Here is a 15,335-nt window from a genome sequence, read left to right on the forward strand (position 1 = left end):
TGACTGGCTGCGGAGGTAAAGAATGTCAGATAAAAGACCGGAAAATTCTCTGTTCAGAGAAGAGGCAATGGCAGCCAGCTCATCCAATACCATGGGTAAAGTCCTGTTACGCCAGCCCAGAGAATATCGATGGTACGCCATGATTCTGGCTGGCATTGTGCTGTTTGCACTGGTGTTGTTATTTACGGGTGAGTATGGCCGACATGCGAGGGTGTTTGGGGTTATTACAGTAGATAAAGGTCTGGTGAAAGTGACCGCCATTAAAGAGGGACGGGTAGCTCAGCAAGTCTTTGAACAGGGGCAGTTGGTTGATAAAGGCGACCTTTTGTATGTGATATCTACCACCCGCCACAGTTCTACCGATAAAGACCTGGATGCCAGTTTGCTGGAGCGACAAAAGTCATTACAAACCTCTATGGAACGTGATCTGGAATTGGCACGGAATGCCTTTGATGATGAAATGGCGCTGCTTAAGGGCAAGGTAAAGGCACGTCAGCAAGAAATCGCTCATCTCGATGAGCAGCTGGGCATTTATGGGGAACGGCTGGAGCTGTCTCAACAGGGAATAGCGAGAAACCAGAAGCTGTTAAAGGCTGGCCATGTCAATCAGGTTCAAATTGATAACCTGATGGAAGCGCATCTGTCTTTGAAAACCCGCTTAAGCGAGTTAAGGATGAAACGCAGCAGCAGTGTGGCGTCCCTTGATGAGCTCCAGGTTCAGTTGCAGCTGAAACCCGATGAATTTGGTGAGAAGGAAAATCGGCTTGAGCGCGCCTTGATTGAGAATCGCCAGAGAATCGCCGACATCTCCGCCAATATCGATTATCAGATTTACGCCCCCTCATCAGGCGTTATTGGTGGCCAATATACCCATACAGGTGAGTTCATCCGCAAAGGCAACGTGTTGGCCACGCTTATCCCTCAGGGGTCACAACTACAGGCTGAGCTCTATGTGCCTGCTGACGCCATAGGTTTTATTCAGTCAGGTCAGACAGTTGCCATGCGTTACAGCGCCTTTCCCTATCAGCATTTTGGGATTCAGGGAGGGCAGGTGGTTAATGTTTCAAAAGTGATCTCGCTGCCGGAAGAGTTGGAAACCAGTATCAAGCTTGAGGGCGCGGTTTATAAGGTGACTGTGGCGATTGAATCACAGAGCATCAATGCAAAAGGTGACGATATTCCATTGGAAGCCGGGATGGAGTTGGAAGCCAGTATCAAGCTTGAAAAGCGAAGCTTGATGCAATGGATTTTGGATCCCATCTACAGTTTAAGGGACTCTTGATATGCAAGCCTTAATAGACAGGATTAATTTTACCGGTGGCAGCAAACTGCCTGTCATCCAGCAAACCGAGGCTGCTGAATGTGGCCTTGCCTGTATGGCGATGATTTCTGCTTACCATGGCCACAATGTCGGTCTGTATCAGCTGCGTCAGTTACATAAACTGTCAGTGGCGGGCGCTACCCTTAAGGGCCTGACGCTGCTGGCTGACAAGCTGGGTTTTTCCCACAGGGCCATTAAATGCGAACTCGATGGCCTGGAGCAACTGCAAACACCATGCATACTGCATTGGAATATGGATCACTTCGTGGTGCTCAAGTCCGTTGGTAAAAATGGCATCTGCATTCATGATCCGGCACTGGGAGAGCGTAAGGTCTCCATGGAAGAGGTGAACAGCAAGTTTACCGGTGTGGCATTGGAACTGATGCCAACAGCCAGGTTTGAGCAGGAAAAGCAGGAACCCAAAGCCAGTTTCAGCAGTCTGTGGTCAAATCTTGATGGCTGGAAACAATCCCTGGTGACCATCTTCACTTACTCCATGCTGCTGCAGGTCTTTATCCTGGCGATGCCTGTGTTTATGCAGCTGACCGTGGACGAGGTGCTGATCAATGACGATGAAAATCTCTTGATGGTATTGGCACTGGGTTTTGGCGCAATACTGCTGATGCAAACCCTGGCCACCGCCTTACGTTCACTGCTGATTATGTTGCTTGGGAATCAACTTTCCTTGCAGATGAATGCCAATCTGGTGCGTCATCTGTTTAAGCTCCCCATGGACTATTTTGAGAAGCGGCATATAGGCGATGTGGTTTCCCGGTTCCGTTCGCTGGAGTCACTGAAAAACCTGCTGACCACGACTTTGATTGAGGGCCTGGTTGACGGTCTTATCATCATAGGCCTGTTGGTTATGATGTATCTCTACAGCGTTGAGCTCATGTTGCTGGTCATGTTGGCATCTGTGCTTTATCTGGGCCTGAGAACCATCTCATTTAAAACGCTGAGAGATGTCAGCCGTGAGCAGATCATTACCACTGCCAGAAAAGACAGCAACTTTATGGAGTCAGTACGTGGCATCCAAAGTATCAAGCTGTTCACCCGTGAAAGCGACCGCCTGAATTTGTTCAATAACCATAATGTAGATACCGCCAACGCAGGGATTAAGGTTGAGCGCTGGCGGGTACTGTTCCGTTGGAGCAATATGTTGATCTTCGGGCTGGAGAACATTCTGGTTATTTACCTTGGGGCCACCATGGTAATGGATACCCTGATGACTGTGGGTATGCTGCTGGCGTTTATCTCCTATAAGACTCAGTTCGAACAGAAGACGGGTAACCTCATTGATAAGTATATCGAGTTCCGTATGTGCTCTTTGCATCTGGAGCGCCTGGGGGATATTACCCTTACCGAGACTGAGCAGGATCTGGGTGAACGGGATGAAACCCGCCAGATATCGGGTTCTCTGGAACTGGCCGATATCAGATTCGCCTATTCAGATGAATCACCGGATATTCTCAGATCAGTCAACCTCTCTGTACAGCAAGGTGAGTCTGTTGCCATTGTGGGCCCGTCGGGATGTGGCAAAAGTACGCTGATGAAAGTGATGCTGGGCCTGTTAAGTCCCTCCTCGGGCAAAGTGATGGTAGATGGCTTGGATGTTCGTAAAATGGGGCTGGTCAATTACCGCAGCCAGGTAGCCAGTGTAATGCAAAACGACCACCTGCTGTCGGGTAGCATCCTGGAAAACATCAGCTTTTTCAGTGAACAACCCGATGAACTCTGGGCGGAAGAGTGCGCGAAGCTTGCCGGTGTCCACCAGGATATTCTTAACCTGCCTATGGGATACCGTTCCCTGATCGGAGATATGGGCTCCAGTCTGTCAGGTGGTCAAATCCAGAGACTGCTGCTCGCCCGGGCACTTTATAAAAAGCCAAGCATCCTATTTCTGGATGAGGCGACTTCCAACCTGGACTTAGCCACTGAGCAGAAGGTGAATCAGGCGATCAAATCCCTGAACATTACCCGTGTGATGATCGCACACAGACCTCAAACCATTATGTCTGCTGACCGGATTATCCGCTTTGGTAAAGGGCGTTGTATGGAGATCAGTAAGGACGATTACAAGAATCGTCGGGCGCCAACAGGCGAACAGGCCGCCAATGGTGTGACTGCATAGATATGAAATAAAGACTAGGCTATTATAGCTATAGGAGCGTGAAAATGAGTAAGTCAGAAAAAGAGCACTTGAGTAAACAGGAGCTGATTGACGAGACCCTGCTCGAAAGAGTGACAGGAGGCGCAAACGCCATCGTTGATGATGAAGATTGCATCCCCATGCTTTGCGAGCCAGGGCGTTGTATCTGTGGAGCAGTTTAATTAATCATGTCGACAAATATCACTGTCCACTACAGAGACCTTGCTACTCACCAGCGAGGTCTTTTTCATTTTATCCTGAAAGTCTTTGAGGTTGGCTTCCAGCTCCTCTCTGAAGAGACTTTTTCCCTGACATTTTTGCAGCACAAAATTACAGGTTCTGACTACTGAACGCCATCTGGGTTTTTGCGGTAGGGTATTCAGGCTGAAGTAACGTTCCATGGCTCTGGCTCTAAGGCGGCCATCATCGATGCCTACACTCCAAATCTTACTTTGCTGGGCCAGTTCAAGCTTACCTGTCTGAGTGGTTTCCTCCCACATTTGCAATGATTGATGCATCAGGTCCACCAATTGAGTCCTTACCTGCAATACCTGATCTTCTGAATACTCGTTTGCCTGTTCGTCTGTGGCTTTAAATACAGCTTCCTTGTCATAAGAGGCAGTGGACTTGGGTTGCTTTTGCTCCTGTACGTCGCTGCTGGCATTGTCTGCTTTATTCTCGGCAATACCATTAGAACCAATGTGTTCAATTTGAGCTGGTTGATTGGCATCAATACTTGAATCTGGTCGCGCCCGGGAGGTCAACATGGCTTGATGGCGGCGATGTTTGATTAACTTGGTCGCGAAAAACATCAGGCTCAATAACAGCACTCCGGCACCGGCATAGATTGCGATACGACTATAGTCCGGCTCAGATTTCGACGGAGGGGTGAAGCTGATTACAGTTTGCAGTCTGCTGGTGCCAATTGCGTCTTTCAACGTCAGCTGAGAGTTCAGAGTTTCGGCATATTTTTTCCAATAAAGGCTGGATGCCTGATAGTCATTGGTTTTCTCACTTACCTCAGCCATAGCGGTATAAAGCCGTTGCTGCAATTTGTACTCTTTATTGCTCTCTATCTCTGAACTGGCCTGCTCGAATGCAGATATAGCCGCTGAATAGTTACCCTGCTTGGCCCATATCAGTCCCTGAACAAAACCAAGCTGAGGGCTTTTTTGAGAACTGTGTACCAGGTTTGTCGCGAGTATGGCTTGATCTACCCAGTGTTGAGCCTGTTTGGGGTCTTCTGCTTTTATCTCTATCTCAGCCAAAAGCAGATAGGTATAACCTAGATAACGGTAGGCTCTTTGCGCATCGAAAATGCTGGCCGCCTGAGTCAAAAGCGCCACCGCTTTTTGTTTATCACCATTCAGGTCAAAGGTGACGCCAAGGCTGGAAAGGGTGGAGGCTGCTCTGATAGGTTGGTCCATGTTGTTCAACAGTGAATAGGCTCTGCGATAGGAGACAATCGCTTCTTCATAGTCGCCTTTGTCACTGTAAACAGCGCCCAGATTGTTAAGCACGCTTGCCTGTCCAGTTTTGTTGCCCTCGGATACATGAATGTCATAGCTCTTTAGCAGTAGCTGTACACTGGTATCAAGATCCCCATAAACTTTATAGATATTAGCAAGGTCGTTGTAACCCAGTGCAATTAAAGTTTCGTTTTGCAGTTTAAGCGAGATTTTTATTGCTGTTTCGAATTGGTTAAATGCTTCTTCATAATTACGCCACCTAAAATAGATAATCCCGATCTGGCGAAGGTTTCTAACCTCGTTTTCACTTCCGGTACCGCCGGTTACCTCAAGCAGTTTAGTCAAGACGGTTTCAGCTGAGTTAAGATCACCGGATCTCTGGTAGAGCTTGGATAGTGCCATCACATTAGCGACGTAGTCGGTGTCATCGATCTTGGAGTCTTCGACTAAACGTTCACAGGAGAGTATTAATTCCCCCTGATTTGTCGCGGCATTTTTGTCCGGCTGACAGGAGTTCTCCTGTGCGGTCACTATGACAGGAAAAAAGAGTAAGAGGGCGACGAAAAAAGTAAAGGTAGATTTTGCTGTCACTGACAAATCGGCTCCATCCAATTAGTTTACTCCAGAGCTCTAGACTAGCAGCATGTGTTGCAAATGTTTACAAAAACAATACAAGCTGCCAAAAGGGTTTTACTGGCGCTGTAGCTGGGTGAATTTTAACCTCGCAAAGCGCTTGAGACTTGTGTTTATCCTATTTGGATGAACTTTTTTTGGGGCGGTAACTCACTGAATAATCGGGAATGTATTTGAAAAGTATCCCGCTAAACGCCCCGGGCTTTGCCTTACTTCGTCCCGACAGCTTCCTTTTATCTCAAGTCGATTTGGTAAAAATGGATGCCAACAGCATGGCAAAACGCCATTGAATATTGTCCATTCTTTGCCAGGTGTAAACGGCAATCAGAAGGACTTGAATTTAAAATAAGGAGCTCCAGATGAACAGCAATCACAATCAGCCAACAGCTCAAGCAAATGACACCACTGGCATGGAAAGCAAGGACGCTGAGGGCAGAGACAAATTGACTTTGATTGAAGACGTCTTAATTGAATCGGTGTCCGGTGGGCGGGCATTTGATGGCGGAATATGTGACCCCAGCCAGTTTTGCGAGATTGACCCGCCGGTTGACCCAATAATTCCAGGTGAGTAACAAATATGATTAGCAGGGCCCGCAGTCAGCCGGGCTCTGTTTTATTCGCGTTATTTAAGCTACACAGGCGTGAGGCCTGTCACTCCTTCCCGCAATCCCTTTCGCCGGTCTCAGCGCCGACCTTTTCAGATTGAATCCCTGTCTTTTCATAGTGCCACCAGCGTTAGTCTCAACGGACGATGAGCCAATTGCGCCCGATTTCCATAATCGACTCAATCAGAAAAACCGGAGGACGGGATTATGGATATTCGTGCTTTGGGCTATTACGTAGCTCAGACCGACAAGCTTTCAGAGTGGAAAGCCTATGCAGAAGATGTACTGGGGATGGAGACCCGGAACGCACCGAATGGTGGTCTGTACATCAAGATGGATGACAGACCTTTTCGTATGCTGGTGGTTGAAGGCCCGGATAAGCGCTATCTGTCTTCCGGCTGGGAGCTGGCGTCTAAAGCTGCCTTCGATGACGCACTGAAAACCCTTGCTGCGCACGGTGTGAGCTATGAGCTTGCAGATCAGGACCAGTGTGCTCAGCGAGGAGCGCAGCAACTCGCGATATTCAGGGATCCCGCGGGCAATTGTCATGAAATCTATTGGGGATTCCTGTCTGATTGTGAGCCTTTTACTTCACCTCAGGGCGTGCCTAAATTTCTGACAGATGAGATGGGCCTGGGTCATACGGTATTGCCTGCGCCTAACTTTGATGAAACCTATGAGTTTCTGACCGAAGTGATGGGATTTGGCCTGTCAGATATCTACAACTTTAAGCCTGCACCGGATGCACCTAATGTTCGCATTCACTTTATGCATTGTGCCAATCCCCGTCATCACAGTTTAGCTATATGTGAGTTTCCGGTTCCCAGTGGCTGCGTCCACGTGATGGTGGAAGTGGAGAATATGACTGAAGTAGGTCGTGCCCATGACCGTCGTATCGCTCACAAGGTACCTCTGTCCGCCACCCTGGGTCAGCATCTGAATGACAAAATGACCTCCTTTTACATGAAGACTCCCTCTGGATTCGACCTTGAATATGGTTGTGGTGGTCTGCAGATGGACTGGGACAAACACAGCGCTTTTGAATTCACCAAAGTCAGCATCTGGGGACATGACTTCTCTGTCGGTCAACCTTCAGAAGGCGGGGAGGCGGGTAATGAATAAGCTGATGATTACCCGGGAGATGGTGAGTCGCCTCGAGAACGGCATGACCATAGGGATTGGCGGCTGGGGCCCTCGTCGCAAACCGATGGCCCTGATCCGGGAGATCCTTAAATCAGATCTGGAAGATCTCACTGTGGTTGCTTACGGCGGCGCAGATGTGGGCATGCTGTGCGCAGCAGGCAAGGTCAAAAAGGTGATCTTTGCATTTGTTTCTCTCGATTTTATTCCCCTGGAGCCTTTCTTTCGTCAGGCACGTCAATCCGGTGAGCTGGAGGTGATGGAAATTGATGAAGGTATGATGCTACTCGGCCTGAGGGCTGCAGCCTGGGGTTGTCCTTTTATTCCAACCCAAATTGGTCTTGGGACAGACGTGGTCAAAGTCAATCAGGAACTCAAGCTGGTGGACAGTCCTTATGACAACAAAGAGTGGGTGGCTATGCCTGCACTCAAACTGGACGCAGCCCTGATCCATGTAGATCGTGCTGATAGCCGCGGCGTATGCCAGATTAGCGGCCCTGACCATTATATGGATGACTGGTTTGCCCGCGCGGCAAAGCATACCTATGTAACCTGCGATGAGCTGACTGACAACAGCTCCCTGACGGCCACTGAGGCTCGTAATGTGTTTTGGGAGCGTAGCCTGACAACCGGCGTGGCCTGTGTACCCGGCGGTGCCCATCCTACTTCCTGTGCACCTCTTTATGGGTTCGATACCGCTCATTTCAAAGAGTACAACTCCTTCGCCCGTGAAGGCGGATTTGCCGCTTACTTGGACAAATATGTTCAGGGAACTTCAGAGTCTGAATATCAGCAAAAAGTCGGCGGACTGGATGCCATTCAACAGCTGGCTTTGCCGGTTTACTGATCTCAAGGAGCAACCATGACCCAAGCAGTCACTCAGTACAGCCTGGCAGAGCTGATGATCTGTGCCGCTGCCGAAGCCTTTCGTGAAGATGGCGAGGTATTGGCAACCGGAATAGGTGTTATCCCAAGACTGGCAGCCAGCCTGGCGATGAAAACCTTTAACTCTGATCTTATGATGACGGATTCAGAAGCCTATTTGTTGTCAGAGCCCAATCCAATAGGAAACCGCGGGGATGATTTTGTTCAGGCCAACGAAACCTGGATGGGGTTTTCCCGCATATTCGACAACGTTTGGAGTGGCAAGCGTCATGCCATGGTAGGTCCAACCCAGATCGATAAATATGGACAGGCCAATATCTCAGCCCTGGGCAGCGATTATCACAAACCCAAGGTGCAGATGCTTGGGGTCAGGGGCTTTCCGGGGAATTCGATCAGTCATGGCAACTCATTCTTTGTTCCCAGCCATAACAAGCGTGTCTTTGTTGAGGGTGAATGCGACATGGTGGCCTCCATTGGCTATAACCCTGAACGTCTGCCTAAGGGATACAGCCTGGACGATATCGACATTCGTCTGGTGATCACAGACCTGTGTGTGATGGATTGGAAGGGGCCAAATCACAGTTTGCGTCTTCTGAGCTTACACCCCGGGGTTACTCTGGAGCAGGTAAAAGAAAACACCGGATTTGAGCTGAGTATTCCCGATACTGTCGCAGTTACTCCTGCGCCAACCGCAGAACAGCTGGCGATTATCGCTCAACTTGATCCCCACAATATTCGCGCCAAACAACTTAAGGACAATCCGCCGGGAGATCGCTCTGCCAATGCGAGGGTGCAGGCAAAGGAGGCAGTATGAGTGAGGGATTTGTGCAGCAAAGCGCTGAGCACTCAAGCGAATTGGTCATTGATGAGGTGGTGAAGTACAGAGTCAGGGAAGGAGTTGCTGTAGTTAGCATGTCCAGGCCTGAATATAACAACGCCCAAAACTCTCAGATGACCTATGCACTGGATAAGGCGTTTCGCCTGGCCTGTGATGACGATGAGGTTAAAGTGATCATACTGGCGGGTGAAGGTAAGCACTTCTCCGCAGGCCATGACATCGGTACCCCGGGTCGTGATGTGGATAAGAGTTTCGAGCGCACCAGTCTTTGGTATGACCATACCAACAAACCCGGCGGCGAGTTCCTTTATGCCCGGGAGCAGGAAGTTTATCTGGGGATGTGCCGTCGCTGGCGGGAAATGCCAAAACCCACTATTGCCATGGTGCAGGGAGCTTGTGTGGCGGGTGGTCTGATGCTGGCCTGGGTATGTGATTTGATTGTCTGCAGTGACGACAGCTTCTTTCAGGATCCCGTGGTTCGTATGGGGATCCCTGGCGTAGAGTATTTCGCCCACGTTCATGAACTCAACCCCCGAATCGCAAAGGAGTTTCTGTTTCTTGGTGAGCGTATGCCTGCCGCCAGAGCCTATGAAATGGGCATGGTAAACAGGGTGGTCCCGCGGGAAGCGCTGCTGGAAACTACCCATACCATGGCGGCTAAAATCGCGGCCATGCCTCGCCTGGGCCTGCAGCTGACCAAGCAGGCAATCAATAACGCTGAAGATCTGATGGGCAAACGCAGCACCATGGACATGGTATTTGGTCTGCACCACTTTGCCCATGTACACAACGAGTCTGTTTCAGGTGACAAGCTGGGTGGCTTTGATGCAAAAGCCATGGCCAATGCCAATAAAATGCAGGTGGCCGGACACGAGCCGAAAGGTAAGTCGAATGGGGCCAGTGCCCGGGAGGCATCATGACACAGATTGTGGCGCCAACATTCCCCTGGAAAACCCCGCTGACTGAGCGGCTGGGCTGTCGCTATCCCATTATCCAGACAGCCATGGGCTGGGTGTCTGATGCCAATCTGGTGATAGCAACCACACAGGGCGGGGGGTTTGGCTTTCTTGCCGGCGCAACTATCGATGCGGACAAACTGGAAGGCGAAATCCAAAAAGTACTAGACGCCACCGGCGGCAGTAACTTTGGACTCAACTTTCATATGTTCCAGGAAAACGCCATGAAGTGCGTGGAGCTGGCTATTAAATATCGGCTCAAAGCCGTCAGCTATGGCCGGGGACCGGATAAGGAAACCATCGCCAGGCTTAAAGCCGCCAATGTGCTTTGTATTCCGACTGTGGGGGCGGTTAAACATGCGATAAAGGCGGTTCAACTGGGTGCAGATATGATCACCATTCAGGGGGCAGAGGGTGGTGGTCACACTGGTTCAGTGCCGTCATCAATTCTGTTGCCTCAGGTGTTGGACGCAGTAGATGTCCCTGTCATCGCCGCCGGAGGTTTTTCGACCGGACGAGGTCTTGCGTCTGCATTGGCCGCAGGAGCATCAGGCATTGCTATGGGCACCGCTTTTTTGATGACCAAAGACTCCCCCACTCCGGAAGATACTCTTGCGCGTTATGTGAGTGTCAATGACCCTCAGTCAGTTCGCGTCACCCTGGCGGTAGATGGCATGCGCCATCGCATGATTGATAACACCTATATCCAACGTCTTGAAAAAGCCTCTCCCTTTGGGCGCTTGCGGATTGCGCTTGCCAGTGCCTGGAAGTGGAAACAGGAAACCGGTATGACCCTGGGTCATATGTTCAGTGTGTTCTTCAAAGCGTTCAAAGAAGACCCCTCAGCGGTTTCTCAGGTAGTGATGTCGGCCAATCAACCAGTGTTGCTGCAGCGCTCTATGGTGGAAGGTCAGCCTGACGCGGGTATTTTGCCCAGCGGTCAGGTCGCAGCGGCCATAGGAGAGTTGAAAACCGCCGCAGAATTGATCCAGGGAATCGCCGACCAAGCCACTGATTGCCTTAACAACCTGGCGTCAAAACAGACTCAGCGTGCAGTCAGCCTCAATAATAACGAAAACACAAAACAACAGGAGGCGTGCTGATATGACGCAGACCAATAAAGGAGCCAGCGCATTCAGCACCTCGCTGGATAACGGTATTGCCGAACTTGTGATTGCCAAGCCCCCGGTGAATGCGCTCGACAGTTATGAGTGGTTCGCACTTGCAGATGAAATCGACAGGCTGGGGGCTGACGAGAATGTTCGGGTGATAGTTCTCCGGGCAGAAGGTCGCGGTTTCTGCGCCGGGGTGGATATCAAGGAGTTGGACAAACATCCGGAGCGAATCGTTGCCGTCAATGCCGGTAATTACGCAACGTTTAAAGCGGTTCACAGAAGTCCTGTACCTGTCGTTGTCGCGGTACATGGATATGTGTTGGGCGGTGGCATAGGCATCACAGGTGCTGCTGATATCGTGGTGGCGTCTGAATGTGCCAGCTTTGCTCTGCCAGAGGTGGACAGAGGTGCTATGGGGGGCGGGGCGCATTTACAACGTCTGTTCCCGGTACAAAAAGTTCGTTACCTGTTTTTCACCGGTGACGCAATTTCTGCGCCGGATGCCGAACGATATGGCTTTATTGAGCGCATTGTACCCAAAGCTGAGCTCAGAGACACCGCGCTGGCTATTGCGTCAAAAATTGCAGCAAAAAGTCCGGCCATGATCCGTATCGCCAAAGAAGCCTTAAACGGCATTGAAGATGGCAACCTGGAGGACAAATACCGCTGGGAACAGGGCTTTACATTGCAAGCCTATACGTCACCGGACTCGGCAGAAACCCGCCGGGCTTTCGTGGAAAAACGCGACGCCAGGTTTTGATTAAGGCTTGGTCAGGAGGACATAAGAGCATATGGAACTGACATATACCGAAAAACAGCAGGCGTTTCGCGCCGAAGTTCGCCAGTGGCTGAAGGAGAATCTACCCGCCGAGCCGCTCGCCAGTTATGACACCAAAGCGGGCTTTGAACAGCACAGGGAGTGGGAGCGCAAACTCTTTGATGCGCGTCTGTCCATGGTGATGTGGCCCACTGAACTTGGAGGCCGCGGCTGCGACCTTATCGAATGGCTGATCTTTGAAGAGGAATATTATGGTGCCGGCGCGCCAATGCGGGTCAATCAAAATGGACAGCTGTTGCTTGGCCCGACCCTGATGGAGTTTGGCACCCAGGCACAAAAAGAGAAGTTCCTGCCACGAATGGCTGCCAGCGATGATATGTGGGCACAGGCCTGGTCTGAGCCCAATGCGGGTTCAGATATGGCCGCGATCAGCTCAAAAGCGATTCGTGATGGTGATGAGTACGTGATCAATGGCCAAAAAACCTGGTCGACCAGAGCCATCTTCGCAGACTGGTGCTTCGGCCTGTTCCGCACAGACGCAGAATCTTCCCGGCACCACGGCCTGTCATATCTGATGGTGCCGCTGGATGCACCGGGAGTCACCATACGTCCCATTAAAGCACTCAATGGCAAACAGGCCTTTGCTGAAATCTTTTTCGACAATGTTCGTGTGCCTGTTGAAAACCGCATAGGGGATGAGGGACAGGGGTGGAAGGTCGCTATGGCGACTGCGGGGTTTGAGCGTGGCTTGTTACTCCGCTCTCCCGCCCGGTTCCAGCAGACGGCCCGCAAGTTGGTGCAGCTGTATCTGGCCAATCGCCGTGCAGCAGATGCTGATCCCGCCATAGCAACCAAAGTGGCCCAGGCCTGGTCTGATGCTCAGGCTTATGCCTTGTCCGCTTATTACACAGTCGGTCGTCTATCCAGAGGAGAGAAGATTGGTGCTGAATCCAGTATCAACAAGATTTTCTGGTCTGAGCTGGATCTGAATATGCACCAGATAGCTATGGATATTCTGGGGGCACAGGGTGAGCTGACAGACTGCGCGTCAACCAACTGGCTTGAGGGCTTCCTGTTTGCTCAGGCTGGACCAATCTATGCCGGAGCCAACGAAATTCAACGCAATATTGTAGCCGAGCGTATGCTGGGCCTGCCAAAAGGGTGAGGTGATTATGGACTTTACTTTCACAGAAGATGAATTGGCATTTCGCGAAGCGATAAGCCGTTTTTTGATGACAGAAGCCGCTCCTGAAACCCTGAGGGAGATCTGGGAAACCGATTCAGGCCGCAGTCCTGAACTGAGAAGTAAGATCGCAGAGCAGGGACTGACAGCTCTTTCTGTGCCTGAAGAGGCCGGCGGTCTGGGTCTTGGTGATGTCGCCTGGTCTCTGATGACGCAGGAGTTAGGTTACTACGGCATTCCCGATTCTATGGCTGACACCGCATATGTGGCGACCGGTTTATTAAGTGCCTTGCCTGTCGGAGAAAAGCGAGATGCGTGGCTGGAGCAGGTTGCTGCCGGTGAGCTGCGTATTGCGGTAGGCCACGGCTGCAACAGTCTGGTTGCCGATGCTCAGTCTGCAGACCTGCTGTTGGTCCACCACACCAATCAAAATGGTGACATTGAGTTACATGCTATCGAGCGTGCTTTGGTCGACGTGACTCCACACTCGAGTATAGATTCCTCCCGTCGCCTTGCCCGAATAAGCTGGCAGCCAACGGATGATAGCCTGGTCGTCAGCGGCGATGATGCCGAAGTACTGCTGGCGGAAACCCTCAACCGAGGCGCACTGTCAGTTGCGGGACAATTGCTTGGATTGGCACAGCGCATGTTGGATCTGTCCGTTGACTATGTTGCCCAGCGCAAGCAGTTCGGTCGTGCCATCGGCAGCTTTCAGGCAGTTAAGCATCATCTTGCGGATGTGGCAGCCAAAATAGAGTTCGCCCGTCCGGTTCTCTACCGGGCAGCATGGGCCTTGCAGAACCAAACTCCGGATGCAGAGCTGTATGTATCTCAGGCCAAGCTGGCCTGTATTGATGCAGCCGCTTTGGCGGCCCGTCATGGAATACAGGTACATGGTGCTATGGGTTACACCTGGGAAGTGGATCTGCAGATGTTTATGAAGCGCAGCTGGGCCCTGATCCCAAGTTGGGGTGACAGAAGTTTTCACCAGGCCCGGGTCAACGACAATCTGTTCAGTCGTGTTGCCGCGGACAATCAATCCGCCGGGCCAGAGTCCACCTTTGGGAGGCAGATATGAGCCAAGCATATATCGTTGATGCGCTGCGAACGCCCACCGGACGACGCAAGGGCAGCCTGTCCCAGATCCATGCCATTGATCTGGGGGCACATGTACTAAAAGCTCTGGTTGAGCGTAACCCGATCCCCGCCGACCAGTACGATGATGTGATCTTTGGCTGCGTGGATACCATTGGTTCCCAGGCCGGCAATATTGCCCGTACCAGTTGGTTGGCGGCGGGGTTGCCGTTTTCAGTACCAGGCACCACGGTAGACAGGCAGTGTGGCTCTTCCCAGCAGGCCCTGCATTTTGCGGCGCAGGCCGTAATGAGTGGTACTCAGAATGTAATTGCTGTCGGTGGTGTTCAGACCATGACCCAAATCCCGATCTCATCGGCCATGCTGGCAGGGCAGCCTTTGGGTTTTACTACGCCGTTCGCCCAGAGTGAGGGATGGAACAAGCGTTTTGGCGATGCACCTGTTGACCAGTTCTATGCTGCCCAGCGCATTGCTGACCATTGGAATATCAGCCGTGGTGAGATGGAAGTTTTCGCACTTGAGAGTCATAAAAGGGCACTTAATGCTATTGAGTCCGGACTGTTCAATCAGGAGATTATTGAGACCCAGGGTCTTAAGCAGGATGAGACGCCGCGAAATACTTCACTTGCCAAAATGGCTGAGCTGGAGCCGGTTGGCGATGCATATCCTGGCATTACAGCGGCTGTATCCAGCCAGACCTGTGATGCATCAGCTGCGATTTTGGTGGTATCCGAAACGGCCCTTAAAAAGTATGGCCTGACCCCAAGGGCGCGAATTCACCATATCAGTGTATTGGGTGACGATCCCATATGGCACCTTACTGCACCTATCCCCGCCACAAAACGCGCCCTTGAAAAAGCGGGTTTATCAATAGAAGATATTGATTTGTTTGAGGTAAATGAAGCGTTTGCATCTGTCGCCATGGCATGGATGAAAGAGCTTGATTGCCCTCATGAGAAGGTCAACGTTAATGGGGGGGCGATTGCCTTGGGTCACCCGCTTGGTGCCACTGGTGCGAGACTGATGACCGGTATGCTCCACGAGCTTGAGCGCAGAGACGGACGTTTTGGTTTGCAAACCATGTGTGAAGGCGGTGGCGTTGCCAATGTGACTATCATCGAGCGTTTGAAACCCCAGGCGCCAAGCAATAACACTGTGGCCAGTTAAG

The 15,335-nt window shown here is 51.2% G+C and carries 14 protein-coding genes; 13 read left to right on the top strand and 1 reads right to left on the bottom strand.

Features of this window, described 5'->3' with window-relative positions:
• The first annotated feature begins 22 nt into the window (after positions 1–22).
• The 3 genes from ACFOE0_RS15480 to ACFOE0_RS15490 are packed head-to-tail and all read left to right on the top strand — an operon-like array spanning position 23 to position 3,652.
• Positions 23–1,282 (top strand): HlyD family secretion protein, encoded by a 1,260-nt coding sequence (locus tag ACFOE0_RS15480; RefSeq protein ID WP_248936071.1) that lies wholly within the window; start codon positions 23–25, stop codon positions 1,280–1,282.
• A 1-nt stretch (position 1,283) separates the two neighbouring features.
• Positions 1,284–3,452, top strand: a complete 2,169-nt coding sequence (locus ACFOE0_RS15485; protein ID WP_248936072.1) for a peptidase domain-containing ABC transporter — start codon at positions 1,284–1,286, stop codon at positions 3,450–3,452.
• Positions 3,453–3,496: 44 nt separating this feature from the next.
• Entirely contained in the window at positions 3,497–3,652 is a 156-nt protein-coding gene (locus ACFOE0_RS15490) for a hypothetical protein (RefSeq protein ID WP_248936074.1), read from the top strand.
• On the opposite strand, the gene ACFOE0_RS15495 is transcribed toward ACFOE0_RS15490, so the two are convergent.
• Positions 3,653–5,530, bottom strand: coding sequence for a tetratricopeptide repeat protein (locus tag ACFOE0_RS15495; RefSeq protein ID WP_248936075.1), 1,878 nt, complete (start codon positions 5,528–5,530; stop codon positions 3,653–3,655).
• A gap of 401 nt (positions 5,531–5,931) precedes the next feature.
• On the opposite strand from ACFOE0_RS15495, the gene ACFOE0_RS15500 reads away from it, so the two are divergent.
• From ACFOE0_RS15500 to ACFOE0_RS15545, 10 genes are all read left to right on the top strand, one after another.
• The gene (locus ACFOE0_RS15500; RefSeq protein WP_248936076.1) at positions 5,932–6,144 is read left to right on the top strand and encodes a hypothetical protein; all 213 of its coding nucleotides are present in this window, start codon (positions 5,932–5,934) and stop codon (positions 6,142–6,144) included.
• Between the two features lie 240 nt (positions 6,145–6,384).
• A complete protein-coding gene (locus ACFOE0_RS15505) occupies positions 6,385–7,299 on the top strand; it encodes a VOC family protein (RefSeq protein ID WP_248936077.1) in 915 nt (304 codons plus the stop codon).
• A complete protein-coding gene (locus ACFOE0_RS15510) occupies positions 7,292–8,164 on the top strand; it encodes a CoA transferase subunit A (protein WP_248936079.1) in 873 nt (290 codons plus the stop codon). The genes ACFOE0_RS15505 and ACFOE0_RS15510 overlap by 8 nt, the downstream gene beginning before the upstream one ends.
• Positions 8,165–8,179: 15 nt before the next feature.
• Positions 8,180–9,016 carry a CoA-transferase subunit beta gene (locus ACFOE0_RS15515; RefSeq protein ID WP_248936080.1) on the top strand — a complete coding sequence of 279 codons (837 nt, stop codon included), beginning with the start codon at positions 8,180–8,182 and terminating at the stop codon, positions 9,014–9,016.
• A complete protein-coding gene (locus ACFOE0_RS15520; RefSeq protein ID WP_248936081.1) occupies positions 9,013–9,960 on the top strand; it encodes an enoyl-CoA hydratase in 948 nt (315 codons plus the stop codon). Before ACFOE0_RS15515 ends, ACFOE0_RS15520 begins: the two co-directional genes overlap by 4 nt.
• On the top strand, positions 9,957–11,099 hold the full coding sequence (locus ACFOE0_RS15525; RefSeq protein WP_248936083.1) for an NAD(P)H-dependent flavin oxidoreductase: 1,143 nt from the start codon (positions 9,957–9,959) through the stop codon (positions 11,097–11,099). The genes ACFOE0_RS15520 and ACFOE0_RS15525 overlap by 4 nt, the downstream gene beginning before the upstream one ends.
• Before the next feature lies 1 nt (position 11,100).
• Positions 11,101–11,871, top strand: coding sequence for an enoyl-CoA hydratase family protein (locus ACFOE0_RS15530; protein WP_248936085.1), 771 nt, complete (start codon positions 11,101–11,103; stop codon positions 11,869–11,871).
• A 31-nt stretch (positions 11,872–11,902) separates the two neighbouring features.
• Complete coding sequence (locus ACFOE0_RS15535) at positions 11,903–13,054, top strand: acyl-CoA dehydrogenase family protein (RefSeq protein ID WP_248936086.1); 1,152 nt, start codon at positions 11,903–11,905, stop codon at positions 13,052–13,054.
• A gap of 7 nt (positions 13,055–13,061) precedes the next feature.
• Positions 13,062–14,150, top strand: coding sequence for an acyl-CoA dehydrogenase family protein (locus tag ACFOE0_RS15540; protein ID WP_248936087.1), 1,089 nt, complete (start codon positions 13,062–13,064; stop codon positions 14,148–14,150).
• Positions 14,147–15,334 (top strand): acetyl-CoA C-acetyltransferase, encoded by a 1,188-nt coding sequence (locus ACFOE0_RS15545; protein ID WP_248936088.1) that lies wholly within the window; start codon positions 14,147–14,149, stop codon positions 15,332–15,334. The genes ACFOE0_RS15540 and ACFOE0_RS15545 overlap by 4 nt, the downstream gene beginning before the upstream one ends.
• Position 15,335: the final 1 nt, after the last annotated feature.

Origin of the sequence: Shewanella submarina, from assembly GCF_042646185.1 — a bacterium.
GTDB classification, from domain to species: domain Bacteria; phylum Pseudomonadota; class Gammaproteobacteria; order Enterobacterales; family Shewanellaceae; genus Shewanella; species Shewanella corallii.

What these genes read in the sequence shown, in the direction of transcription:
- ACFOE0_RS15520 (WP_248936081.1), top strand. Translation starts at nt 9,013, where the DNA reads ATGAGTGAGGGATTTGTGCAGCAAAGCGCTGAGCACTCAAGCGAATTG.
- ACFOE0_RS15530 (WP_248936085.1), top strand. Translation starts at nt 11,101, where the DNA reads ATGACGCAGACCAATAAAGGAGCCAGCGCATTCAGCACCTCGCTGGAT.
- ACFOE0_RS15525 (WP_248936083.1), top strand. Translation starts at nt 9,957, where the DNA reads ATGACACAGATTGTGGCGCCAACATTCCCCTGGAAAACCCCGCTGACT.
- ACFOE0_RS15500 (WP_248936076.1), top strand. Translation starts at nt 5,932, where the DNA reads ATGAACAGCAATCACAATCAGCCAACAGCTCAAGCAAATGACACCACT.
- ACFOE0_RS15505 (WP_248936077.1), top strand. Translation starts at nt 6,385, where the DNA reads ATGGATATTCGTGCTTTGGGCTATTACGTAGCTCAGACCGACAAGCTT.
- ACFOE0_RS15510 (WP_248936079.1), top strand. Translation starts at nt 7,292, where the DNA reads ATGAATAAGCTGATGATTACCCGGGAGATGGTGAGTCGCCTCGAGAAC.
- ACFOE0_RS15540 (WP_248936087.1), top strand. Translation starts at nt 13,062, where the DNA reads ATGGACTTTACTTTCACAGAAGATGAATTGGCATTTCGCGAAGCGATA.
- ACFOE0_RS15480 (WP_248936071.1), top strand. Translation starts at nt 23, where the DNA reads ATGTCAGATAAAAGACCGGAAAATTCTCTGTTCAGAGAAGAGGCAATG.
- ACFOE0_RS15535 (WP_248936086.1), top strand. Translation starts at nt 11,903, where the DNA reads ATGGAACTGACATATACCGAAAAACAGCAGGCGTTTCGCGCCGAAGTT.
- ACFOE0_RS15485 (WP_248936072.1), top strand. Translation starts at nt 1,284, where the DNA reads ATGCAAGCCTTAATAGACAGGATTAATTTTACCGGTGGCAGCAAACTG.
- ACFOE0_RS15490 (WP_248936074.1), top strand. Translation starts at nt 3,497, where the DNA reads ATGAGTAAGTCAGAAAAAGAGCACTTGAGTAAACAGGAGCTGATTGAC.
- ACFOE0_RS15515 (WP_248936080.1), top strand. Translation starts at nt 8,180, where the DNA reads ATGACCCAAGCAGTCACTCAGTACAGCCTGGCAGAGCTGATGATCTGT.
- ACFOE0_RS15545 (WP_248936088.1), top strand. Translation starts at nt 14,147, where the DNA reads ATGAGCCAAGCATATATCGTTGATGCGCTGCGAACGCCCACCGGACGA.